This window comes from Microcystis sp. M090S1, from assembly GCF_020246295.1.
In the GTDB taxonomy this organism is placed as follows: Bacteria; Cyanobacteriota; Cyanobacteriia; order Cyanobacteriales; family Microcystaceae; genus Microcystis; species Microcystis aeruginosa.
Genome location: NZ_JADBTF010000027.1, coordinates 1 through 23,525, shown reverse-complemented (window position 1 = coordinate 23,525; position 23,525 = coordinate 1). Strand labels below are relative to the sequence as shown.

Here is a 23,525-nt window from a genome sequence, read left to right as displayed (position 1 = left end):
AGTCTGTAGAGCGACCATAAGACCAGAACAGAGTAAATCTGTTAAGGCAGGTGCGGAACCCCGCAAGGGAAAGAAGCAGAAACCCAAATCGTGAGGTTTGGGAATCGCCGTCCGTTTTACGGCGGCGAGGATGTCAATGGCTGATTTTTTTGTGCAGAAATAACTTTTGTGGTCGATTAAATAACCAATTGATCAACCAACCGTCGGTTTTTTGCAGACGATAACCGCTACTTGAGTACAGTGACTGGGCCGCTAGATTATTATCGAGAACATGGAGGGAAAGTTCCTCAAAACCCCATTCTCTAGCGATCTGTTCACACTTGAGCAGCAATCTCCGGGCCAGACCGGCACGCCGGCGATCGGGACTAACGGCTAAATTAGAGATATAAGGAATGGGAACGGCTAAAAAAGAACTGGATTTTAAGCCGATTTCCGCCGTAGCGACAATAATTTCCTGAGGACCCGTGGCGGTGACGCTGGTTTGACTGACTACCAGACAGTGATAGTAAGGGGTATCGGCGCGCAATCGTCCCCGTAAGTCCTCGTAAATGCCCAATTTAAAGATAGGACGCAGAAAAGACCAATAATTGGCCGTGGGGAAAAAACTATCGGTGAGAATCTCCGCCAAGCTTTTGAGATCTTGGCTTTGGGCCAAACGCACCTCGACGGCAATGGTGGCATTGTCACCGGTCGCTTCCGAGTCGGAGGGATTAGACAATAGGTATGAGATAAAACAGGAGTCCACTTTAATCACAGGAGTCGGCAGGGAAGGTGGGGATGGCAGTCCTTATCTGGGAAAGGTAAATAGGGGTAGGAGCTAGTTGGGAGAATCAAGCATCTATCTTAAGGAGAAGACCGCAATTTTTCAAGACTACTGAATCAAAATCTCATCCATTCTACTGCCTATAGCCCCAGCTGGGGGAAAGACCGCTATTTTTCGGGAATTTTTTTTGATCTCCAGGCAATGGTTAAGATGGGATGATGCCGGTCAGAACTAATCTCTTTCTTTTTGGGTCAATTAACTATATTCTTTAATCTAATCTGTCCTCCTATCCCCTCCATGATCAAAGAAATTTCCGCTTATTTGCAAGTGTTCCGCAGTCAAAAAATGGCGGCTTTGTTATTCTTAGGTTTCGCTTCTGGATTGCCCTTTTTTCTCACCGGTCGCACCCTGCAAGCTTGGATGACCACCGAAGGAGTTGATCTGAAATCGATCGGTTTATTTAGTTTAGTCGCTCTCCCCTACTCTCTCAAATTTCTTTGGTCTCCCTTACTCGATCGCTATCTTCCCCCCGTGCTTGGTCGTCGTCGCGGTTGGATTTTAATCGCTCAAATTTGTTTAACTTTAGCGATTGGTTTTATGGCTTTTCAACAACCGCAACGATCTTTAGAATTATTGGCAATTAATGCTTTACTGATTGCTTTTTTTAGTGCCAGCCAAGATATTGCCTACGATGCCTATCGCACAGATATTTTAGAAAAATGGGAGATGGGGGCTGGGGTAGCGATCGGGGTTTTAGGTTATCGTTTGGCTTTAATTTTAACCGGTTCGATCGCTTTAATTTTAGCCGATCACTTTCCCTGGCCTCTCGTCTATCTTTTCCTAGCTGGATTGATGGCTTTAACGATTATTTGGTCTTTTTTCGCCCCAGCTACTCCCCCTAGAGATGATACTCCTCAAACTCTTTTAGAGGCAGTTTGGTTGCCTTTCCAAGAGTTTTTTCAACGCTATCGATTAGGTCAAGGAATCGGCATTCTCGCCTTTATTGTTCTCTATCGTTTAGGGGATGCTTTAGTTAATAATATGGTGACTCCTTTTCTCTTAAAAACTGGTTTCAGTCAAACCGATATCGGGGCGATACAAGGCGGCATGGGCATGATAGCAACTATGGTGGGAGTTTTATTAGGTGGTTCCCTGTTAAGTCGTTGGGGAATTAATCGATCGCTCTGGATATTTGGTGTCTTGCAAGCTGTTAGTAATTTAGCCTATTTTATTTTAGCAAATTTAGGGCAAAATTATCCTTTTATGGTCTTGGCTATTAATATTGAAAACTTCTGCGGTGGCTTAGTCACTGCCGCTTTTGTGGCTTTTTTAATGAGTCTTTGTAATGCTCGTTTTACCGCTACTCAGTTCGCCCTTTTATCGAGTTTAATGGCCTTTAGTCGCGATATTTTGGTGGCTCCCGCCGGAGTTTTAGCTGAGGCGATCGGTTGGCAGTGGTTCTTTTTAATCACGGTAATTGCCGCTTTACCCGGGTTAGCGTTATTGCCTTTATTCGCTCCTTGGCAAGAGCAGGATTCAGCTAATTTATGAGCTAGGAAGTGATGATTTATTCCTCCGATTTCACTCGCATAACTACTAAAGTCATATCGTCGCTACTGTCATTTACCAACCCAGTAAAAGCGGCAACTTTCCCAAATAAATATTCTAGAATCTGTTCGGGATCGGTGTATTTTTGACAGGCTTCTTTAACTGCCGATAGCCAATTTTTCTGCTCAAATCTTTCTCCTTTCGAGTTAACTGCATCGGTAAAGCCATCGGTATAATAGATCAGCGTATCTCCCGCTTCTAATTGCACTTGGGCATCGTCATAGATAGAATCGGCCTCTAAACCCACTAATGTCCCTTCCGTGTCGAGAGACTCTAACTCTCCCGTTTTGGCCCGCCACCAGAGGGTGGGATAATGGGCAGCATTACTGTAGCCAAGACGGCGCGTCAGGGGATCATACTCGGAATAAAATAATGTCACGAAACGATGAGAATTATCGAGATCGGCATACATAACCCGATTGAGATGACGCAAAATCTGGGCCGGGGAGTGACGATTTAACACTTCCGCTCGCAACATTCCCCGGGTCATGGTCATCAATAATCCTGCTGGGACACCTTTACCCATGACATCACCGATCACTATACTCCAAGGAGCGGTACTAGCTTCCATTTCCGCCTCCCTTGCCGGTTTAAATTGATCGTAGTTGCAGGGGATAAAATCATAATAATCGCCACCAACGCGATTAGCCGTTTGGCAGTGGGCTGCCAATTCTACCCCCTGAATTTTCGGACATTGCCGGGGTAAAAGACGATTTTGGATTTCGGCAGCGATTTCTAACTCTCGATCCTGACGTTCCTTAGAACGTAATTCGATCGTTAATTCATTATTAGCTATAGCCACCGCCGTTTGATCGGCCACTAGCTGCAGCAGTTTACGACGGGTGGGTGTCCAACCATAATCGGGATCGCGACTGAAAACGTATAAACGCCCCCGCTCACTATTTTTTACCAAAACAGGCGTACTATAAACCTGCGTACCTTGTCCGAGAGTTTGCCGGATCTGATGGTCGAGACTATCGAGAAGCGATCGATGATTTTTATTCTCAAGTGCCGGTTCTTGGTTTAATTGTCGGATAATTGCCTCTAATTGTCGGCGTAGTTCCCCATTAATTTGATTATCTTGGCAATGGAGTTGATCAAGCGCCACTTGACCGTTATTTTTGCTCAAAATCAATGCCCCTCCCTCCGCGTCTGCCACTCGTGCGGCCATCAAGGGGGTAAGATCGAGGAATTGGTTTAAATTATTGAAACTCCGCAGGGCAAAACCGAGGGAACTTAAGAGATTTTGAACTTTGTTTTGTTCGCGATATAAACTGGCGACTAACTCTTTTAAGGCTAAAATTGGCTTGATATCGGTACTGTGATCGCCCATATTGACGGTGGGAGTGGTGAGGGTGTCGCTCGGTTCCGGCTCAGAAAGCATAAAATGATTTTTGTGGCGGTGACATGATTATAGCTAGATGGTCATTGGGTTATGACCTGTTTAAGTCTAACAGTATAGTGGATCTTTTCCTGACCGCCACAATTTAACCCTGATGTTTTACTATTTCTGTGGGTGCATCTCATTTTTGTCAATCTACTAAGTTGGGATTTTTCAGGGGAAACTCTCTTTTAAAATTGGGCATTACTTGCGATTTTATCACTCAATCCCAGCTTTTGGTGGGTTCTACCCCCCAAAAGCTGGAGCGCATTAGTTTTTCGGTGGGATGCTTACAGACAGCTGCTGATACATTTGTCATCATTTAAGTCACTGATAATTGCTGATTGTCGGTATTTCTGCAAATGTGAGATGCACCCCATTTCTGTTTTGTCACACCGAAGTCTGAGGCTGATAGCTTGACCCTATAATAATTAGGAATATGTAACTCAATCCATTGACTTTATGACCTTGCCTCTCGATGTTCCCACGGCGATTAATCAACGTCGTTCTATTAAAACTTTTACCACCGATCCGATCACCCCAGAACTGCTGAAAACCCTAGTAGAATTAACCGTTGCCGCACCTAGTAGTTTCAACATCCAAGATTGGCGAATTATCTTAATACAAGATGAGGCACAAAAGGCCGCTTTAGCCGAGGCCGCTTGGGGACAAAAGCAAATTATCCAAGCGCCGGTTACTTTTGTTTTCGCTGCCGATGCTGCCGCAGGAGGAGGAGATCTAACTCCTATCTATGAACAGGCTCTCAGTACGGGTGCCTGGGGCGAAGGCACGGTAAAATATTTTCAACAGGCAATCCCGGGATTTCACAGGGATTTGGGCGAAAAAACCCGGGAATACGCGATTAAAGATGCCATGATCGCCGCCACTCATCTGGTTTTGGCTGCCGAAAGTCTCGGTTTATCTAGTTGTTTTCTCAACGGTTGGATCGAGGACAAGGTAAAAGCTGTGATTGGTGCTGCCGATCATCCCGATCTGGCGATCGCTGTTGTCGTTCCCATCGGTTACGCGGCGGAACCTCGGCTTAATCCGGGGCGTTTACCCTTAGATTACAATGTTTTTGTGGATCGCTTGGGTAATCCCTATCAAATCTAAACTTTAGCGATGACTTTCTCTCCCTCAGCTTGGTTAACGCCCTTTTTTAACACTCCCCTTTGGCGCGCTGGGGGTGTGTCGATCACTCTTGGTTGGATTATTGGTACTCTTATACTGTTTATTCTTGTCACCTGTCTGACGATCGCTTTTAAAAGTTTAATAAAAAATCGTCTGCTGAAAAGTATCGGTTTTGATGAGGGTAATCGAGAAGCGATCGCAACTCTGGCTAGTTTTGCTTTTGGGGCTTTTGGTTATATTATCGCCCTACAATTGACTGGATTCAATCTCGCTTCGATCGCTGTTTTAGCCGGTGGTTTGGGGGTGGGTATCGGTTTCGGTTTGCAGGAGTTAACCAAAAATCTCACCAGTGGTTTAACTTTGTTGGTGGAACGCAAGTTAAAAGTGGGCGATTTTATCGAATTTGAGCAAACAAAGGGTTATATCCGGGAAATATCGATTCGTTCCACCACCATTCGCACTGTTGATGGTGCAGAGTTAATCGTTCCTAACACAATCTTAACTAGCAATCGCGTCCAGAATTGGCATTATCCCGACTCGCGCATTCGAGTCATTGTGCCGGTGGGAGTTGCCTACGGTACAGATCCTTTGATAGTGACGGAAATTCTGCTGCAATCAGCCTATATGTCGGGAGAAATTGCCTTTAATCCGCTTCCCAAGGTGATTTTTAACGGTTTTGGTGATAGTGCTTTAAATTTTGAGTTGTGGGTATGGGTGGAAAAAGTCGAACGGGCCGTTTTTATGAGAAGTTCCCTACACTTCATTATCGAGCATAATCTGCGTCATCGGGGCATAACGATTCCTTTTCCCCAGCGAGAGTTATGGTTGCATAATACCGACAGTTTTGAGGCAGTTAAGGAACAGGATCGGGAGATAGTTAAACCTTCAAAACCGCTATCGTTAAAAGAAATGTTATTGGAGGTGAGTTACTTTAAACATTTTAACGATCTGCAATTGCGTGTATTAATTGAAATGGGTTGTCGTAAACATCTGCATGACGGGGATATTTTAATTAGACAGGGAGAAAGAACTAATTATTTCTGTATTGTTTTGCAGGGACAAATGGATGCTTTTTATGAAAACGATAAAATCAGTCGTAAAATTTTTACTTTTAATAAAGGTCAATATTTTGGGGAATTACCGTTAATGTTAGAGGTTCCCTATCCCACCACTATGCAAGCAGTGGGGGAAACCTTGTTATTTTTGCTCGATCGTCAGGGGTTTCAGCATCTTATCACTACTTATCCGGCTCTAGCGGAGGAATTCACTCAGGCACTCACCCAACGTCAAGAGGAATTGCGCGAATGTCAGCAGAAATTGGGAGAAATGGGGCTTTTAGACTCGGAAGACCTGAAAAATCCCGTCTCTTGGCTGCGACAACGGTTAAAGAGCTTTTTTGCGACTTAAAAGGGAATGACAACAGATTTACAGCCTTTTTTCTCTAGCAGTTATCTTAATGATGAGGTACGAAGCTGAGAATAGGGAGTCGCTACCTGCGGACAACTGATCAGATATCCCTGTTGTTTTCAGGGATGAGAAGATGTGGACTTCCAAACCCCCTCGTACTCCCAGTCAAACCAAAATTTAAGCTAATACTTCATCTATTTTAGCTTTTAATAGCAGGCTAGGGAAAAATACTAAAATCTGAAAGAATAACCGATTTTTAGCTTTAATTGACTTTGATCATGGCCATTAGTGGCAATATCTCCCTCGATACCCCAATCGATCACACCTTGGCGATTAATTTGCTGACGAATTCCCATACCAGTGCGAATTAAAACCCCACCATGACTATTATCGCTGGTAATTACGCCCAATTCTGCTAAAAAAGTGCGATCAAAACGTTTCGGATAACCAATTGGTCGCGAGTAACCGAGAATTGCTGCCGGTAAAAAAGATTGATCGCCGTCATCGGGATCGGTTTTTATGTTTAAATCGAGATTAAGATGCAAGCGATCGAATTGACCAACAGTTTTACTGGCAATTCCCCGCAGACGAAAATCTAATCCCCTAGCATTATTTCCCGTCGGTAATCCTAAATCGGTACGAATGGCAAAAGCGGGAACATTATCGTATTCACGATTGAAATTATAGAAAAAACCTACAGATAAATTTCCCACATCAAAATCCGTATCATCACTATTAACTCGACCTCCCACCTGCGGATCGATGCCGATAATAATATGACCATTGCGAATAATACCGTTGAGGTATTCAATATCAAAATCACCCCCAAGATTACTATTTTCAGGAAAGACTAGACTTCCTCCAAATTCTATCGATTTTTCCCCAAAACCAAGACTTTCAGCATCATCAAAAGAAAGGGGACGACCGGAATCAAGATTGTTATGATCGTTGGCAAAAACTGGATTAGTAAAACTGGCAACTAAACCCACAGCAATTAATAAAAATCTTCTCATTTTTTCAGTTCCTCTTGATCATTGCTGTCGTCAGGTTTTTTCTCTGTATTAGGAGGGTTTTCTGGAGAGTAATTTTCGTGATTATGGTGTTGGTGATCTCCCCCCTCATCTCCCTGAGAATTATCAGGTTTTTTCTCAGAATTATGAGGATTGTCGTGATTATGACCTTCGTGAGAAATATCTGCTGGCATTAATCCCATCCCCGGAATTCCTGACTCAAAACGATGATCATGTAGTCCTTCACCACCATAATTTTTTCCTGCTGCCATTCCTTGATGATTAGCGGCCATTACTAACCAAATAGCGCGGGTAATTTGTTCGTCTTTTTGTTGGGGAGTTAGCCAAGCTGATGCCAGAATATCATTAACCATATCGTGCAACATATGCAGGTTATCGAAGGTGTTAGATATTTCGGGAAAACGTCGGGCAAACTTGGGACTAAGTTCGGCAAACATCGGCATAAAAGCTCGATCGGTGCGATACAATTCCTGACTATGGTATTGTTTTCCTACCTGTTTATAAGCTTGTTTTTGTTCTTCTAGCGTCTTCTCATAGAGCAAGTCATACATTGTTCCTTGTAACCAATGGTAGCCCCAAAATAAGCCATTAACTTTCGGATATTTCTGGCGAAAGGCTTTAGAATAAGGCTGGGAATCCAGATAACCCATATTCATCGGTAATCCCGTAATCGCATAGGGAACTTTTGTCAAGTAAAATTGATATAATTTTTCAATTTCCGCCTCTTTTTCCTTGTTGGTTAATTTGCTGCTGGCTAAAACATCAACGGTTTGAGCATGGAAAATATGCGCCCACTCGAAAACCTGTTCTAAAACACCGTATTTTCTGCCAAAAGTTGGGGAAATATTACCCTCGTCGGGCATAAATTTAGGCGGATTTTTTAAAACCCAATTAATTTTTTGGTATGTCTTAGTTTCTAAATCTTTCGCTTTTCCCGTTACGATATCTTCGTAAGCAAAGGCATGACCAACAGCGATCGCATTCAAGTCTAAAGCTAAATCTCTGACATTATAAATTGCATTGTTATAAACCCCTCTTTGGGGATAAATATGATTACGTTGCTTGTTATACATCCAAGCTGGTATATTGTCAGTAATTGCTTGTAAAGTCTGAGTTTGAGGTAAATCAAGATGTAAATGTTGAGCAATTACAGGAGTAGAAATCAGTGCTACAGTTACCAATAAAATCAACTTTTTCATGATAGTTAAACCTTGAGATTAGGGCAAATAAATTGATCGTCTTTTACAGGTGTATCCGTCCATTCTTGCAGGGTTTCGGTTAATTGTTGACGCAATAAAAGCAATTGTTCCACTTGTTGATCGATCTCAGCAATATGTTTAATTAATTTTTCCTGAATATCTCCACAGGGTAACTCACCATGGTCATGAATTACTAAACATTCGCGGATTTCTTGCAGACTTAAACCCAAAGATTGTAATCTCTTGACAAATAGCAAGCGATGGACAGTATCGGGAGTAAATAGGCGAAATTTTCCCTCTGTTCTCTCAGGGGACTGAATTAGTCCTAATTCCTCATAATAACGAATCGTTTTAATCGAAACACCACTTTCTAGGGAAAGTTGACCGATTCTGAGCATTATTTTTGCTCCTTAATCCTATCGTTACCCTATTATAAAATCTCCCCCTGACTGGAGAATCAAGGGGGGGGAAAGAAATATTTTTTTAACTGACTTTACACTCAACTCCAAAACCGACCAAGAGAACTTTTTCCAAGAGTTCCCCCTCCTTGGGACGTTGATAGTTAATAATTTTGCGAATTCGCAGGTCTGGATTGATTAAAGTAATTGAATCCACGGAAACACTGCGAGTATAATTGGTGGTCATTAATAACTCTCTGGTAGTGGAATCAAAGCGAAAAGCGGAGATAATTGGTCTTGCTTCTTCGTAGGCGCGATCACGAATATAATCCCCTTCTAAATAACCGTTATTTTCTGCTTTAACCACAAATAAAAGATTAAGATTTTGTCGCACTTCTTCCCCTTTTTCCGAGATGGTATAGAAACCTAAATTAAACCCGGGGATACTTTCTAAATCCGCAATATCAGGATAGTTATTATCTGTCAGAACTTTCTGTTTAATCTCCCTAGTCAGGGGTTGAATGAGGAATTCAGTACGGGAACGTTCCACTTCTTGAGCAGCTAGATAATGATAGGTTCTTTCCGTTTGCCAACTACCGACACAATAGACAAAAAATTGCTGAAAAACTTCGGTATTCATAGACTTAATTCTCCTCTTGTCAGTATTTTAATTTTGAGTTATTTTATCAGTAACTTGTTCCCGATTTTCAAAACCATAACAATCTCGAACAAGATAAAGTGGCCGGCCCTTTACTTCCTCATAAACCCTGCCAATATATTCGCCAATAATACCAAGAGTCAGTAATTGAATTCCTCCTAAAAATAAGATAGCAACCATCAGAGAAGCGTACCCGGGTACATCGATTCCTAAAATGATAGTCCTAAGAATTAAAAAACTAGCATAAACAAGACTAACAAGTGCAATGATAAATCCTAACATAGGTCCAGACTTTCAGAGGTAAAAAACTAAAAGAGGTAATACCATCGATGGCAAAATTCCATAATTTCCAGTAATTCCATTTAGTTTGTCCTTGATACCGGGGTTCTCGATCGAATAAAATTGATGTCTGTTTATATCCCACCCAAGCAAATATTCCTTTCATAAATCTTTGACGTTCGGGCATCTTTTTAATTGATTCTACCACTCGGCGATCAATCAAGCGAAAATCTCCCGTATTAGGGGGAATAGGAACCCGACTTAATTTATTAATGACTTGATAGAAACCTTCTGCTGTAAAACGTTTCAACCAACTTTCGCCAATTCTAACCCGACGGGACGCATAAACCACATCATAACCCTGCTGCCATTTTTCGATCATTTCGGCAATTAATTCGGGGGGATCTTGTAAATCAGCATCAATAGGAATAACTGCCATCCCTTGACTGTAATCAATTCCTGCTGACATGGCAATATCTTTACCAAAATTACGGGATAAATTAACCACTTTAATTTGTGGGTAACGTTGATGATATTCCACGAGATTTTTGAGAGTATTGTCACGACTACCATCATTAACGCAAACGACCTCATAACTGGTATTTACTGTCTCTAAAACCGCTAAAAGTCGCCTAAAGAGAGCATCGATATTTTCTTCTTCGTTATACAGAGGAACAACAACAGATATTTTCACGGGTATTTGATTTGATAGCATATTAATTGACAAAAAACTAGAGAAATTTACTAACAAATATCAGCAGTCAAAACTTGTTCGTACTTAGTGGATGCTTGCTGCCAAGTATAATTATCTTCGATTAACTTGCGAGCGTTTCTAGATAATTTTTCTCGTAACTCTGCCGATTCAAAAAGACTACTAATCGCCGTACAATATTCCTCAATACTATTAGCCCTTAAGGCTGCTAAAGGAACATTATTTCCTTCCACTGTTAACCCTTCTAAACCTCGATCGCTGGCCACCACCGGCACTCCCGCAGCCATAGATTCTAGGGTTTTAAACTTCATTCCAAAACCCGTTCTTAGGGGAATAACTGCCACAGTTGCCTGATGAAGATAGGTGGTCATTGATGGTACTCGTCCCGTCACAATCACTCCTTTTAACTTAGTTAATTCTTGCACTTCTAGGGATGGATTAGCACCGACTAGAGTTAAAGTAGTATCGGGGTAAGTAATTTGAATACGAGGTAAAATTTCCCTAGCTAAAAAACAGGCCGCATCGATATTAACCCAATAATCTAACCCACCGATAAACACTAAATTATGTCCAGCAGGCTCCTCGGGACGATAGGGAAATAAATCTAAATCGACTGCATTAGGAATTAAATAAATCTCTTTCTTAGGAGCGAATTCTCGCATTTGTTTTTGATCATCATCGGTGGTGACGACAATTTTTGAGAATTTCTGCACAGTTTTTTGTTCGTAGCGACGCAGGAGAGGAAGGTAGAGACGATCCCGTAATTTTTGACTAGAAATCCCAATTTCTAATTGACTTTTGCAGGTTTGATAGAGGGAACTATGCACATCAATTACTGTCCTAATTTGCCGTTGCCATTCGGAACGAATATAAATTTCATTAACGCTATGTTCACTGGTAATGACTGAGAATTTTTGACTCTTAACTGCCCTATCTATCCAGTTCTGCATCTCTTGAGAATAGCCAAAAAGTACATTGGGAGGGGTTCCCGTTTTCAGGAATTGAGCTAATCTTTGCAGTTTAGCAATTATTCCAGTTGTGGCATCTTGAGGACGGGGAAAAACTACCAATTCACTAACAAAGTTACCTAACTTTTCTACCTCCTCATCGCTGACATCAGCAGTACGCTGACCGATGAGAGTAATATCATGATTTTTGCTGAGATACTTGAGTAAATTAAAAGTTCTGCCCTGAGTTCCTCCTTTGCTGGGTGGATAGGGAAAGGTGGAACTAATCATTAAGATATTCATGGCTATTTCTCTAAACGATTTTCTACCATCATGCGGACAATATCAGTCATTTTGTATTGTGCTTGCCAACCTAATTTTTCCTTAGCTTTGTTGGGATTGCCGCGACTAATGGCTAAATCTGTTGGTCTTAATAAACTTCGATCGGAAATTACATGATCTTGCCAATTTAAGCCAACAGTAGCAAAAGCTGTGGCCACAAAATCCTCCAGTTTTGAACTTTCTCCCGTGGCAATGACGTAATCATCGGGTTGCTCCTGTTGCAGCATTAAATACATCGCTTCAACGTACTCCGGTGCCCAACCCCAATCCCTTTGAATATCCATATTTCCTAAGTGTAAATTCTCGGGACTTCCTTGGGCAATTCTAGCCACGGCAGCAATAATTTTTTGGGTAACAAAGCGCTCGGGACGCAGGGGAGATTCATGATTGAAAAGTATGCCTGAACAGGCAAAAATTCCGTAGGCTTCTCGATAATTAGCCACTTCCCAAAAAGCCGCCGATTTGGCCACAGCGTAGGGACTGCGAGGACGAAAAGGGGTATTTTCGTCGGCAGAATTATCGCCGATATCCCCGAAACATTCACTCGATCCTGCATTATATAATTTAATTTTTGCTCTGGTAAATCGAATTGCTTCTAAGAGATTTAAGGTTCCCGTGGCAATACTTTCTAAGGTTTCCACTGGCTGCTCGAAGGATAAACCCACAGAACTTTGTCCAGCCAAATTATAGACCTCATCGGGCTGAATTTTAATTAACACCTGTAGGACACTGCGAAAGTCGTTCAGTGCCATCGATTCTAGTTTTACCTGTTCCTTGATTCCCAAACGTTTCAGGTTACTAAAAGAGGACATTTGGGCATCCCGGGAGGTGCCACAAACTGTATAGCCGGCTTTTAACAGTAATTCGGCTAGGTAGGCTCCATCCTGCCCCGATATACCACAAATTAACGCTTTTTTACTCATTTATTTACAATAATTTACTTTTGAGGGTTTAACATCGCCTTGGCGGCCTCGCTTAAATAACCGATTTGTCCGTAGGCATAGAGAAGATTATCAAAGCTTTTAGCGGGATCATTGATAAATTTGACATATTTAACCAATCCTCTCACCAAACGCTCACCTCCTCGCCTAAATTGAGCCAATCCCGTCCTTCCTGCCACTTCTTCCCGGTAGTGTTCGCTGATGCCTTGCCACCAACTACGACGCATAAACCATTGACGATTGATTCTTTCCGGGGCAACATTGTGTTCCACCAATGCTGCGGGAAAATAGCCTACTTGCCATCCCTGGGCGAGTGCTAGTTCTGTAGTGTATAATTCCTCGTTAGAGAGAAGTTTTTTACCAATTCTTCCCAAATTAGGGTCAAAACCGCCAATCTTCTCCCAGAAATCCCGCCGGATTGAGTAATTAACCCCTCGCGGAGTTAAATCCGCTTGGCTGATATATACCACATTGTCGCCCAAATCGAAAGCCCCTAAACCACCTGCTAACTCATCGGATAACCAATTGGGTTGACTGTAGCCTTGCGGCCAAATTAAGGTGACTTTTCCCCCCGCTACTGCCAGTTTTTCGTTATTTTCGTAGGCATTTAACAGAATTTGCAACCATTGAGGACTAGCGATCGCATCGTCATCCAAATAGGCTAAAATCGGCGCTCTAGTTTCCTTCGCCCCGCGATTTCTGGCGGTAGATAGCCCTAAAATAGGTTCGTAAACGTATTTTAGCCGCCCATCTCCCAGACGCGACTGGGCCACTTGACGGGTTTTATCGGTAGATGCGTTATCAACCACTAAAATCTCACAATCTGGGCAGGTTTGCCCTAAAAGACTATCGATCGCTCCTTCTAGGTAGTGATCGCGGTTGTGGGTACAGATAATCCCTGCTATTTTAGGAGCCATGGCTATCAAGGTTACTCATTCAATACCCTAAAACTTAACATTCCTTTGGAAAAATGTAAAAATACTTTTTAACCTGGAGACAGGAGACTCCGAGACTCCGAGATTGCTTTTTACTTATAGCGTTTCTCGTAAAGATGAAGTATAACCTAATTTGGTATTGACGACCGACTCCCCAAAAGGAAAACTTCCTATCTCACCATTAAGATAACTGCTATAACACTCTCCACTCGACCAATCTAAAACCTAATTTGTTAAGCTAAAAGCTTTGATGTACTTAGTTTCTAACCTTCTTTTTAGGGAGGAGAATTGCCAGATACTGTCTTTTGCCTTTTGCCTGTTGCCTCTTGCCTTCAGAAGCTGATTACTGAAAATATTATGCCGAAAGTAACTGTTTGTATTCCCACCTATAACCGCGCCGATTATCTCAGCTATTCGATTAATAGTGTCTTGCGGCAGACTTATGAAGATTTTGAGTTAATTGTTTGTGATGATGGTTCTTCTGATCATACCCCAGAAGTGGTGGCAGCATTTCGGGATTCGAGAATAATTTATCTGCGTCATCCCCAAAATCTTGGTAGAAGTTTAAATATGCGATCGGGTTTTACGGCTGCTCGGGGAGAATATTTTATTAAATTCGATGATGATGATGGACTAACTCCTGAATTTTTAGCGAAAACTGTCCCTATTTTAGATCAAGAAAAAAACGTTGATTTTGTCTGTACCGATCACTGGATTATTGATAAATTTGGACAAAAAGTTGCCTCAGCAACCCAGGAAAATTCAGCAAAATGGGGCAAAGACAGATTACAAAAAGGGATTATTACTGATTTAGAGAGACAAACTTTTTACTATCAAAGTTTACAGGTGGGTTCGACTCTTTTTCGTTATCAATCTTTAGCCGATGTGGATTATATGCGCTCTCAAGCGGATGGTTGTGAAGATTTTGATTTATTAGTGCGTTTAGCTTTAGCGGGAAAACAAGCTTATTTTCTGCCAGAATTATTAATGGAATATCGTTTCCATGGCGGTCAAACTAGCTTAAAACAAGCGGTTCACTTTTTGCAAGCAAAACTGTTTTGTACAGAAGGTTATCACTTTAATGATGTAAAATTAGAAGAAGAAAGAGTAAAAAAAGCGGCTTTTTTACAGGAATCTTTGGGAATAAAATTAATTGAAAAGGGAGAAACCGAAGCTGGGCGAGTTTTAATAGAAAAAGCCTCGCAATTGTTAGGAAAATCCCGACGAGCTAGACTGGGTTTACTGCTTTCCTATTTACCTCTAAATTTGAGACAACTGGCTTTTCAAGGTTTCCGTCAACTACGCTCCAAAGATTACGCCGAACAGGTAAGAGCCGTCTAAACTATAATTTATAGCAGTTATCTTAATGGTCGGGTAGGAAGTTTTCGTTTTGGGGAGTGGGTCGTCGATACCAAATTAGGTTACACTTCATCTTTGTGACCAACGCTGCCAGTTTTTAAATTTAACTATCTATGGATACTATTCACGTTACAGGAATTCGTGCCTACGGTTATACAGGATATCTGGCCGAAGAACAGGTTTTAGGTCAATGGTTTGAGGTGGATTTATCCCTAGAACTTGATATCAGCATTGCTGGCAAAAGTGACGCAATTGAAGATACCCTAGATTATCGACAGGCGATCGAAATTGTCAAACACCAGATTGAAACCGGCAAATTTGCCCTAGTGGAAAAATTGGCCACGGTTATCGCTGAGGATATCCTACAACTCGATCGAGTGCGACAGGTAAGAGTACAATTATCGAAACCTGCCGCCCCAATTCCCCATTTCACCGGTAAAATCACCATCGATATTACTAGATATCGTTGAGTTTACGGGTATTATCGACTAAACTTCGCGCAAAAGCGTCAAAACGTTGGGAAAGCTTCTCGTCAAGGATTTCTCCTTCTTCGTTGAAGACTTTCCACGCTTGTCCTAAGCCAATTTGTTCCGGAATTACCCAAGCGTGAACCCAACGGAGAATGATTCTTAAGTCATTTAGGGCGTTACTATTGGATTGGCCGCCTAAAACACTGATTAATCCAGCAACCTTTCCCGATAACTCCTCAAAACTCATTAAATCTAGGGCATTCTTCATCACACCACTGACACTGCCATGATACTCCGGTGTCGCCAAAATTAATCCCGCTGCCGATTTAACCGTTTGCTGCATTTTGGCCACATCGGGATAGTCAGAATAGTCATCTCCCCCGTTACAGAAGGGTAAAGAGAGTTTTCTCAGGTCAATTATCTCCGTTTCTACTCCTAACCCCTGTACTCGACTGATAGCAACTTCTAACGCCATCGCACTATAGGATCCGGGGCGTAAACTGCCATTAATACCAACGATTTTGATCATAGAAATTATACAAACTCATAACGACTACATATAAGCTAACAAAAAAAGAGACAATTGGGGAAGCTTAGTTAAAAAAATATGTCGATGGGGCGGAGGGGGCGATCGATCTAAGTTTTAATGAGAGTAGAAAGAACGATTTATTCCATTTCCCCTCATTGCCATGCCAGAATTTCTCGATTTTCTCAAACATAAATATGCCTATGTGGCTATTGGTGAATTCAAACCGGGGTGTTTTTCCGAGGCCCAAAAACTCTACGAAAAAGCCGTTTCCACCTATTCCACCGGATTCCAGGGGGCCTTTCTGTTGCAAAAACCCGGAACCGACGAAGGAATTGCCGTAATCATCTGGGATAAAATCGATGATATGGAGGCAAATAAAAGCGAAGCCCACGAATTATTGCTGAAATCTATGGCTCCTCTGTTTGCGAAACCTCCTGTCACCGATTTTTATGAAGTATGTAGCGAGATAGAAGGTTCCCCCATTTAGGGATAATGTTTCTTTTCGGTGGCGATTAATTTGGCGGCTAAAACCCCGCCTAGGAAACCAAATAAATGTCCTTGCCAAGAAATCCCCGGACGGGAAGGCAAAACGCCCCAAATTGTGCCACCGTAGAGTAAAAAGACTAGAATTGACAAGAGTATAGAAGGAATATTTCTTTGGAAATAGCCCCGCAGTAATAAAAAACCTAAATAGCCAAAAATCAAGATACTTGCCCCGATATGGATGGATCCGGGAGTAGCAAATAACCAGACTCCTAACCCCCCCACCAGCATAGTCAAGCCGGTAACAATAAAAAAGTCACTGGTTTCCTGTAACATCACCAACCAACCGAGAATCAGGAAAGGAACCGTATTAGCGATAAGATGGGGAAAGTCACCGTGTAGGAAAGGTGCGAAAAGAATACCCCGCAATCCGATGACTTGATGCGGAATAATCCCGAAAATGTCTAAACTGCCCCGAAAAACAAATTGATCTAAAATCTCTAACAGCCAAAAAATCGCCACAAAGGTAGCGAGGATTATTGCTTGGGTTTTTATTTCTTGCCGAGATCCTTGACTCATAAGATTGATGGATGAGCTATTTTTTCCCATTATAGCCCCCCACATCAGTTATCAGTTATCAGTTATCAGTTATCAGTGATTCAGTTACCAGTGATTCAGTTACCAGTTAAGTAGGTGGGTGGAATTAAATATAAGATGAACGTAGGTTGGGTTGAAGCATGAAACCCAACGCCTGCATGGGTTACGCTACCGCTAACCCATCCTACAAATAATTGTGCCTCCCTACTTATCAGGTGTGAGTTATCAGTTTACTGTTTACTGTTTACTGTTTACTGCGGGACAAAGAGTGGCTAATTGACAGGAAAAACAAGCGGGATTTCTTGCTTTACAAACTGCCCGGCCGTGGTAAATAATACTAATAGAAAAAGTTTCCCAATCCGGTTGAGGTAGTAAAGCCATTAAATCCCGTTCAATTTTCACTGGATTGTTATTAGTAGTTAAACCCAAACGATTACTTAAGCGCTTAACGTGGGTATCTACTGTCACCCCCTCAATAATCCCGTAAGCGTGAGCGAGTACCACATTAGCCGTTTTTCTAGCTACCCCGGGTAAAGTTAATAATTCCGCCATTGTCTTGGGTACTTCCCCCTGAAAATCCTTGAGGATTTTTTGACAAGCACCCTGAATATTTTTAGCTTTATTGCGATAGAATCCCGTGGAACGAATGAGCGTTTCTAACTCCTCTCGCTCGGCAAAAGCTAAGGATTTAGCATCGGGAAAACGAGCGAATAAAGCAGGAGTCACCTTATTTACCCGCTCATCAGTGCATTGTGCCGAGAGAATCACTGCCACCAATAACTGCACGGGAGTTTGATAATTTAAGCTACAGGTTGCCTCTGGATATAATCGCTTTAAGTTGCTTAAAATTTCTAGGGCGCGCAGTTGAGGTTCAGTTTTTTTTCGAGAGTCCATCACTGGAATAAATCCTGAAAAACTGCTAGGTTAGCCGTGTCGCGCACGATTAAGAAAACTCCTAATCCTAAGAGTAAAACTAGACCTGTTTGCATGATGTTATCTTGCAGTTTAGTCGGGAGAGGTTTACCTACCAAAGCCTCGATTAATAAAAATACTAATTGACCGCCATCAAGAGCAGGTAAAGGCAGAATATTAATTACCGCTAAGTTAATACTAATTAGGGCGGCAAATTGAAAAAGATTACCCGCATCATTACGAGCGATTGCCGCTCCATATTCGACAATTTTAACTGGTCCTGCTACCTGTTGAACACTGTCTTTGAAGTTACTAACTAACTGCCCAAAACCTTGAACGGTTAATAGGGTTAATCGTTGAAATTCACCCGCACCCAAGCTAAAAGCTTGCCCAAAATTATCGGCTTTCAGGCGAGTTTCTTCACCGTTAGGAGCCAATCTAACCCCAATTTTACCCTGACCATCACTTCCCAATTCAGGAGTAACGATTAAATTGATCGTTTCTGTCGGGCGTTTGATGGTTAATTTTAGGGGTTGATCGGGGGAAGATTGAATAATGTCACGGAAGTCAATAATGGCATTTTGAGAAGCACCAAGGGGCTGATCATTGATAGCGAGAACAATATCCCCCGCTTGCATTCCCGCTTGTTTAGCGACGGAATTTTCAGCCGTAAAAACCTCTGGAATAATTACCCCTTCTTGATAGTTAATTTGGGGAAAACCCACCGTAGCGACTTGGGTAACAAGCAAAAAATAGGCAAAAATTAAATTAGCAATTACTCCCGCACTAATGACGATAGCTCGATCGAAAACAGGACGATTGCGTAATAAATCAGGATCGTTATTGGGAATTTGACTATCGGGATCGTCATCGGGAAAACCAACGTAACCCCCTAAAGGAATGGCGCGGAGGGCGTATTCCGTTTCTTTACCTTGATATTTAGCTAAAGCTGGACCAAAACCGATGGAAAAGCGATTAACATGGATAGATTGCCAACGAGCAGCGGCAAAATGACCCAATTCGTGAACGACAATTAATAGGGCAAGTACACCGATCGCTATTAAAACTGACATGATGATCAAATTATAATGACTTAGCTTTTGTTTATTGTAAGCGATCCTCTTGGATAGATTTCAAAAAATCTGGAGTTATCGCTAATTTTTCGATCATTTATGATAGAAGTGATCTTAACTGCCTAATCTGACCTAACGGAGAGCGATCGATGCCTTTGAGTGAGCGCGCCCAGCAATTAATCCCAAAAGCGAGAATCATCAGTTTCGCTAATTGGCCCTATCAGCAATCAGCGATCGCTATTTGGCAACAAGCGGATGATCAAACTCGCTATCTCAGCGATAGCGATTTAGATACTATCGTCAATTTAGAGCCTGATTTACTTGTTTATAGTCAACAAGCTCGAAAACTGCGGGATAATGCTAATAGTATCGTTGATAACGATCGGGCGATGATTTCGGCCTTAGAAGCCTTAAAACAATACAGCTTAGAGTATTTTAGCGACTCAGAGAAAAACGCAATTACTACCTATTTTGATCACTTAATTACGGTTATGAAAAAGTTTTAAAACTGCGGCATTTAATCTGTGTTAAAATAATCAAGTCAACAGTTGAAAATGCCGCTCACCGAGGTTAAAACCCCGTTGAAACTCTCAAATCATCGGCGCAGGTGAGCCTCTGAGGGCCAGCCAAAACCTTGAGTGATCGCCCAGCGGGTTGAGGTAGTTGATAAAATAAGGGAGATCAAACCTCTTGCATAATTAATTTTTGAGGGTTCAAAAACGGCACAAATAAGGATTAAATTGCCTAAAATCTATAAATAGACCATTTAATTGATTATTATTCATTCGTAATTCTCCTGGCTACTGACTCCTAACCCTAACAACAATTTTTGATTTTTACAAGAGGTCTATTCTATGGATGCCAAAGCGAAATTATTAGAATTGATCGCTGGTAGAAATCGCGGACTCCTGGCCACGGAAAGCGACCGTGTGCGGATTTTAGCGGCGATCGAACAATTGGAGGATCACAATCCCCATCCCCATCCCCTCGAAGTTAAACAACTATTAGGGGGCAATTGGCGTTTGCTATTCACCAGCAGCCGCAACATTCTGGGAATAGATCGCCTACCTTTTTTTCAATTAGGGCAAATTTATCAATATCTCGACCTGAACAAGGCCAAACTCTACAATATCGCCGAAATTATCGGCGTACCTTGGCTAGAAGGGGCAGTAATCGTCTCCGCTACCTTTGAACCCACATCCGAGCGTCGGGTAATGGTCAAATTTGAGCGCTCGATCCTCGGTCTGCAACGTCTTCTCAATTATCATTCTCCCCAAGAATTTATCGAAGCGATCGAGAGTGGCAAAAAATTTCCTCCCCTCGATTTTTCTTTCAATAATCGCCAACAAACAGGTTGGCTCGATATCACCTATCTCGATGAAGATCTCCGCATCGGCCGCGGCAGCGAGGGCAGCGTCTTTATTCTCGCTAAGGAAAAAACCTAACTTACAGAGCTATTCAGGAGACTCCGAGACTCCGAGACAGCTTTTATGTATTCTCCCCACTACCCCACTACCCCACTACCCCACCTCCCCACTTGCTGCTCCCTTGCTCCCTTGCTCCCCCAGATGAATGCCCCGATCGGTTAGAATCAAAATATGGGAAAAAAATTATTTATTTTCGGGAACCTTTACTGAATTCTCCCGTCCTCAAGCTCTGAGTGAGGAGTTTATATCCTTAGAGGAAATCCCATGAGTCAATCGATTCCAGCATCTTGGTCACTTGAGGCCAACAAGTCTCAAAACCCCGTGTCCCCTGACAAACTCTCCAACTACGATCTAATTGCACGCTGTCAGGAAGGGTGCCAGCCCGATCGAGCAGCTTTTGCGGAACTGCTGCGGCGCTATCAAGCTCATATTGATAAATTACTCTATCATTTGGCTCCCGATTGGCAAGATCGCGCTGATTTGGCTCAAGAGGTCTGGATTCGCGTCTATCGCAATATTAACCGTCTCCATGAACCCCTCAAGTTCCGCGGTTGGTTAAGTCGCATTGCCACTAATCTTTTTTACGACGAATTGCGGAAACGCAAACGGGTTAATCACCCCATTTCCCTCGATGCTCCCCGGCGCGTGGAAGATGGCGAAATCGATTGGGATATCGAGTCCGATTACCCCAGTCCCGATGAACATCTCACTACCCACGAATTCTACGATCAATTACAGGCGGCGATCGCTGATTTACCAGAAGCTTTTCGGACAACTATTATTCTGCGAGAAATTGAAGGCATGGCCTACGAAGAAATTGCCGAGATCACGGGAGTTTCTTTAGGAACTGTTAAATCCCGCATTGCTCGCGCTCGCGCTAAATTACAATCTGTTTTACAGCCCTATTTTACGGAAGGCTAAATAAAATTGTGGTGATTCGGCACTAACGGTCGAAATGAGGAGTCGTTAAATTTAACTAGCTCCGTGCTGGTAAAAAGTGATTGTATACCGATCGCTTCTGGTCGAGGTCAACCATGAATAATTATCAACCCGAAGACGTTCAATGGATCAAGTCTTTGTTACGTCACGATGACAGCGATTGCAACTCCGCAACCGAGGATATTTTATTCTTAGATGAGGATAACGAAGAAGCTCATCGTTTCGATTTAATTAGTGCCTATATTGATAACGAAGTAACGGTAGAGGAACGGAAGCTAGTTCAGCATTGGTTAGACCATGATGCTGCCGCTAAAAAACTCTATCAGCAGCTCTTGGGATTACAAACTAATTTAAAGCAAATTCCCGTACCGGTTACTATGGCCAGCGACCGATTGGCAGAACAGGTGTTCAGAAAAGTCGATGGTCAGCGTCGTCGGCAATATTATGTTTATGGTGGCGCAATTTTCACCGCTATGGCGATCGCTATTGGCTCCTACTTCGTCTCGGAACGCAATGATCCCCTCTCCCAAATCGCGAGCAGTCCGAGCAGTATTAGCCAAGAGGGAGACCATTTGATGATTGCTCTTAACCATCCGATTATGGAGATTCCCGCAACGGAACAGCCAAAAGAGAATGGCCAAAGGTAAGGTCTATTGAGATAAATGCCAGCATTCTCGTGCGATCGCCCAATCTTCCGCCGTAGCAATTACCATCACTCGCACTTTAGATGTCTCGCTGGCGATATCCTCATCCCGGGGACGAGCGGCATTTTTAGCTAAATCTAACTCTAAACCCAAAAAAGGCCAGCCTTGACTGGCTTTTTCCCGTACTAAAGCTGAATTTTCGCCGATTCCTGCCGTAAATACCAACACATCCAACCCCTCTAGAGAAGCGATCATCGATCCGATTAAACCTTTCAGACGATGAATATACATCTCAAATGCTAATTTTGCCCTCTCGTTGCCTTCGGCCATCGCCGTGGTAATTGCCCGCATATCCCCAGAAATACCGGAAATTCCCTTTAAACCGGATTCTTTATTGAGTAAACTATTTAAACTATCGGGATTATATTGATATTCTCGCTCTAGATAAATCAGAATCCCTGGATCGATCGAACCGCTGCGGGTTCCCATCATCAATCCCTCTAGGGGAGTAAATCCCATAGTAGTATCGATACTTTTACCCCCCTTGACTGCCGATAGGGAAGCACCATTGCCCAGATGACAGATCACCATTTTCAAGGATTCCAGGGGTTTTCCTAACAATTCGGCGGCTCGTTGGGAGCAGTACTGATGACTGGTGCCATGAAAACCATAGCGACGGATTCCCAGTTCACTCCATTGGTAGGGAATGGGATAAAGAGAAGACTCAGGAGGGATAGAACGATGAAAAGCGGTGTCAAACACTGCTACTTGAGGAACATCGCCCAAAACTTGCTCGATCGCCTCAATTCCTTCTAAATGAGCGGGATTATGACTAGGAGCCAGGGGAATCAGCTTTTTAATCGTTTCTTTGACTTGGGGAGTGATGATGGTAGCCTGGGAATATTCCGTGCCACCATGGACAACTCGATGACCGACTATACTAATGTCGGCGAGGTTGGCTACTACCTTAGTTTCGCCAGTGACTAAGGTATCTAACATCCGAGCGATACCCGCCGGACGATCCTGACTAGAAAGATTAATTTCCTGTTTAATTCCCTGAGCTTTTACCGTTAAAACCGCGTAATCAGGGTTAACCGTCCAATCGATCCCCGCTTGCCAAATTGGTTGCGGAGGATGGCCGGGGAGAAACTCTAAATCGTACAAACAACTTTTTTGACTGCTCGATCCCGCATTTAAGACCAGAATTTTCATAAAAAAGCTCAATTAGGAGGTGGCTTGTGCTGATCATCGAAAATTTTGGGTCTGAAACCCCGTCGTAGAACGACGGCTTTACTGTTAAATATTAGCACATTTACGAAATATATGCTAAAATGTGATACATGGAAAAAGCCTATTCGTT

Annotated in this window: 24 protein-coding genes and 1 pseudogene; 10 read left to right on the top strand and 15 right to left on the bottom strand. The window is 42.6% G+C overall.

Features of this window, described 5'->3' with window-relative positions:
- Positions 1-133 precede the first annotated feature (133 nt).
- Positions 134-754 (bottom strand): GNAT family N-acetyltransferase, encoded by a 621-nt coding sequence (locus IM477_RS01205; RefSeq protein ID WP_287730182.1) that lies wholly within the window; start codon positions 752-754, stop codon positions 134-136.
- A 306-nt stretch (positions 755-1,060) separates the two neighbouring features.
- On the opposite strand from IM477_RS01205, the gene IM477_RS01200 reads away from it, so the two are divergent.
- On the top strand, positions 1,061-2,314 hold the full coding sequence (locus IM477_RS01200) for an AmpG family muropeptide MFS transporter (protein WP_287730181.1): 1,254 nt from the start codon (positions 1,061-1,063) through the stop codon (positions 2,312-2,314).
- Between the two features lie 16 nt (positions 2,315-2,330).
- Here IM477_RS01200 and IM477_RS01195 read toward each other — a convergent pair whose 3' ends face one another.
- Positions 2,331-3,755, bottom strand: a complete 1,425-nt coding sequence (locus IM477_RS01195) for a PP2C family protein-serine/threonine phosphatase (protein ID WP_190719401.1) — start codon at positions 3,753-3,755, stop codon at positions 2,331-2,333.
- A 459-nt stretch (positions 3,756-4,214) separates the two neighbouring features.
- Here IM477_RS01195 and IM477_RS01190 point away from each other — a divergent pair, with 459 nt between their 5' ends.
- Together IM477_RS01190 and IM477_RS01185 are read left to right on the top strand one after the other, a co-directional pair.
- Complete coding sequence (locus IM477_RS01190; RefSeq protein WP_287730180.1) at positions 4,215-4,865, top strand: nitroreductase family protein; 651 nt, start codon at positions 4,215-4,217, stop codon at positions 4,863-4,865.
- 9 nt (positions 4,866-4,874) lie between these two features.
- Positions 4,875-6,290, top strand: coding sequence for a mechanosensitive ion channel domain-containing protein (locus IM477_RS01185; protein WP_287730178.1), 1,416 nt, complete (start codon positions 4,875-4,877; stop codon positions 6,288-6,290).
- Between the two features lie 230 nt (positions 6,291-6,520).
- Here the strand turns inward: IM477_RS01185 and IM477_RS01180 are convergent, their stop codons facing one another.
- The 8 genes and pseudogenes from IM477_RS01180 to IM477_RS01145 form a co-directional block, all read right to left on the bottom strand.
- Positions 6,521-7,303 carry a hypothetical protein gene (locus IM477_RS01180; protein WP_287730177.1) on the bottom strand — a complete coding sequence of 261 codons (783 nt, stop codon included), beginning with the start codon at positions 7,301-7,303 and terminating at the stop codon, positions 6,521-6,523.
- A complete protein-coding gene (locus IM477_RS01175; protein WP_287730176.1) occupies positions 7,300-8,520 on the bottom strand; it encodes a hypothetical protein in 1,221 nt (406 codons plus the stop codon). Before IM477_RS01175 ends, IM477_RS01180 begins: the two co-directional genes overlap by 4 nt.
- Before the next feature lie 5 nt (positions 8,521-8,525).
- Entirely contained in the window at positions 8,526-8,918 is a 393-nt protein-coding gene (locus IM477_RS01170) for a MerR family transcriptional regulator (protein WP_287730174.1), read from the bottom strand.
- Positions 8,919-9,003: 85 nt separating this feature from the next.
- Positions 9,004-9,558 carry a phycobiliprotein lyase gene (locus IM477_RS01165; protein WP_287730172.1) on the bottom strand — a complete coding sequence of 185 codons (555 nt, stop codon included), beginning with the start codon at positions 9,556-9,558 and terminating at the stop codon, positions 9,004-9,006.
- A gap of 27 nt (positions 9,559-9,585) precedes the next feature.
- A pseudogene (locus IM477_RS01160) lies at positions 9,586-10,570 on the bottom strand (glycosyltransferase family 2 protein).
- 29 nt (positions 10,571-10,599) lie between these two features.
- Positions 10,600-11,817, bottom strand: coding sequence for a glycosyltransferase family 4 protein (locus tag IM477_RS01155; RefSeq protein WP_287730170.1), 1,218 nt, complete (start codon positions 11,815-11,817; stop codon positions 10,600-10,602).
- Between the two features lie 2 nt (positions 11,818-11,819).
- A complete protein-coding gene (locus tag IM477_RS01150) occupies positions 11,820-12,779 on the bottom strand; it encodes a GDP-mannose 4,6-dehydratase (RefSeq protein WP_287730168.1) in 960 nt (319 codons plus the stop codon).
- Positions 12,780-12,793: 14 nt separating this feature from the next.
- On the bottom strand, positions 12,794-13,714 hold the full coding sequence (locus IM477_RS01145) for a glycosyltransferase family 2 protein (RefSeq protein WP_287730166.1): 921 nt from the start codon (positions 13,712-13,714) through the stop codon (positions 12,794-12,796).
- Positions 13,715-14,089: 375 nt separating this feature from the next.
- On the opposite strand from IM477_RS01145, the gene IM477_RS01140 reads away from it, so the two are divergent.
- On the top strand, positions 14,090-15,073 hold the full coding sequence (locus tag IM477_RS01140; protein ID WP_287730164.1) for a glycosyltransferase family 2 protein: 984 nt from the start codon (positions 14,090-14,092) through the stop codon (positions 15,071-15,073).
- A gap of 131 nt (positions 15,074-15,204) precedes the next feature.
- Positions 15,205-15,561, top strand: coding sequence for a dihydroneopterin aldolase (gene folB, locus IM477_RS01135; RefSeq protein ID WP_287674204.1), 357 nt, complete (start codon positions 15,205-15,207; stop codon positions 15,559-15,561).
- Here the strand turns inward: folB and IM477_RS01130 are convergent.
- Positions 15,548-16,090 (bottom strand): NADPH-dependent FMN reductase, encoded by a 543-nt coding sequence (locus IM477_RS01130; protein WP_287077725.1) that lies wholly within the window; start codon positions 16,088-16,090, stop codon positions 15,548-15,550. The two genes, folB and IM477_RS01130, sit on opposite strands and share 14 nt — an antisense overlap.
- A 160-nt stretch (positions 16,091-16,250) precedes the next feature.
- On the opposite strand from IM477_RS01130, the gene IM477_RS01125 reads away from it, so the two are divergent.
- Positions 16,251-16,577 (top strand): antibiotic biosynthesis monooxygenase family protein, encoded by a 327-nt coding sequence (locus IM477_RS01125; protein ID WP_002759792.1) that lies wholly within the window; start codon positions 16,251-16,253, stop codon positions 16,575-16,577.
- Here the strand turns inward: IM477_RS01125 and IM477_RS01120 are convergent.
- The 3 genes from IM477_RS01120 to rseP form a co-directional block, all read right to left on the bottom strand.
- Positions 16,574-17,182, bottom strand: coding sequence for a rhomboid family intramembrane serine protease (locus IM477_RS01120; RefSeq protein WP_002795707.1), 609 nt, complete (start codon positions 17,180-17,182; stop codon positions 16,574-16,576). The two genes, IM477_RS01125 and IM477_RS01120, sit on opposite strands and share 4 nt — an antisense overlap.
- A 225-nt stretch (positions 17,183-17,407) precedes the next feature.
- The gene (nth, locus tag IM477_RS01115; RefSeq protein ID WP_190719435.1) at positions 17,408-18,064 is read right to left on the bottom strand and encodes an endonuclease III; all 657 of its coding nucleotides are present in this window, start codon (positions 18,062-18,064) and stop codon (positions 17,408-17,410) included.
- Positions 18,064-19,155 (bottom strand): RIP metalloprotease RseP, encoded by a 1,092-nt coding sequence (gene rseP / locus IM477_RS01110; protein WP_052275477.1) that lies wholly within the window; start codon positions 19,153-19,155, stop codon positions 18,064-18,066. The genes nth and rseP overlap by 1 nt, the downstream gene beginning before the upstream one ends.
- Before the next feature lie 149 nt (positions 19,156-19,304).
- Between rseP and IM477_RS01105 the strand changes: the two genes are divergently transcribed.
- The 4 genes from IM477_RS01105 to IM477_RS01090 all read left to right on the top strand — a co-directional run bounded on the left by IM477_RS01105 (position 19,305) and on the right by IM477_RS01090 (position 22,168).
- Positions 19,305-19,661 carry a bilin-binding protein gene (locus IM477_RS01105; RefSeq protein ID WP_287730162.1) on the top strand — a complete coding sequence of 119 codons (357 nt, stop codon included), beginning with the start codon at positions 19,305-19,307 and terminating at the stop codon, positions 19,659-19,661.
- A gap of 348 nt (positions 19,662-20,009) precedes the next feature.
- Complete coding sequence (locus IM477_RS01100) at positions 20,010-20,600, top strand: PAP/fibrillin family protein (protein WP_287676569.1); 591 nt, start codon at positions 20,010-20,012, stop codon at positions 20,598-20,600.
- A 246-nt stretch (positions 20,601-20,846) separates the two neighbouring features.
- Positions 20,847-21,503 (top strand): sigma-70 family RNA polymerase sigma factor, encoded by a 657-nt coding sequence (locus tag IM477_RS01095; protein WP_287676571.1) that lies wholly within the window; start codon positions 20,847-20,849, stop codon positions 21,501-21,503.
- A gap of 113 nt (positions 21,504-21,616) precedes the next feature.
- Complete coding sequence (locus IM477_RS01090) at positions 21,617-22,168, top strand: anti-sigma factor family protein (protein WP_287730160.1); 552 nt, start codon at positions 21,617-21,619, stop codon at positions 22,166-22,168.
- Between the two features lie 3 nt (positions 22,169-22,171).
- Here the strand turns inward: IM477_RS01090 and IM477_RS01085 are convergent, their stop codons facing one another.
- Complete coding sequence (locus IM477_RS01085; protein ID WP_287730158.1) at positions 22,172-23,377, bottom strand: acetate kinase; 1,206 nt, start codon at positions 23,375-23,377, stop codon at positions 22,172-22,174.
- Positions 23,378-23,525: the final 148 nt, after the last annotated feature.